We start from the raw sequence: 790 nt of genomic DNA, 5'->3' as shown, positions 1-790 counted from the left end.
TTGAACCGTAGAAATATTACTTTCACCTATGAACAAAAGTAACTCTATAAAATCTTTTTCTTTTTTGCTATAATAGGTATCGTAGATACTTTGGATTCTAGGGTCTGCTTGGAGCATTGCAGTGCTTGAAGCTAATGATCCTGGTTTTCTTTTAAAGGTATTAAGATAATGTTCTAGTTTAATGGACCATTCATAAAATCCTAGCTTCCTTTCATGGCAAGCTATTTTTTTACCCTCACTAAAACAAACAATATCATTTGAATATATTTTTATGAATATTCTTTTTCCAACGTACATATCTGGTACAGAATACCGGCAGGTATTTACTGAAAACGTTGAATATTTATCTACTCTAGGCTCTTCTATTCTTGCTGTATCAAGTTTTGCTATATAAGGCCCCATATGGGTTCTTTCCTCATTAAGAATTTCTTTTGCAGTCTTCATATTTCTTAATTTCTGAGGTATGTCATTCAATTTATTACACGTTTCCATAATGTATTCATTAGCCTCTTCTAACGACTTAAAGTTATCATTTTTACAGAATGCCTTACGCCTTATCACCTCTACACTTCGCTCAACATGACCTTTTTCATTACCTGATCTAACATTGCAAAATCTAAAGTCAAAACCATAATATATGGACATTTTAAGTAATGCTTCTGTAGGTTCTTTCTCAGTCGGCCCTACAAATTTCTTTACTGCAACTTTCATATTATCGTAAACAATTGTTCTATATACTTGTCCTATATGTTCAAAAAATAAAGCATGTGATTCTTGGAAACATTCTGAA

At 31.9% G+C, this 790-nt stretch carries 1 protein-coding gene; it reads right to left on the bottom strand.

The genetic code is table 11. The features are described from left to right. Positions 1-790: Mu transposase domain-containing protein (locus LGK97_RS19635; RefSeq protein ID WP_413228459.1), on the bottom strand; the 790-nt coding region annotated here is incomplete at both ends.

Origin of the sequence: Clostridium sp. CS001 (assembly GCF_020443565.1) — a bacterium.
GTDB lineage: Bacteria > Bacillota > Clostridia > Clostridiales > Clostridiaceae > Clostridium_AD.
Note: the sequence above shows the minus strand (reverse complement) of the source record. Positions and strands in the feature narration are given on the sequence as shown.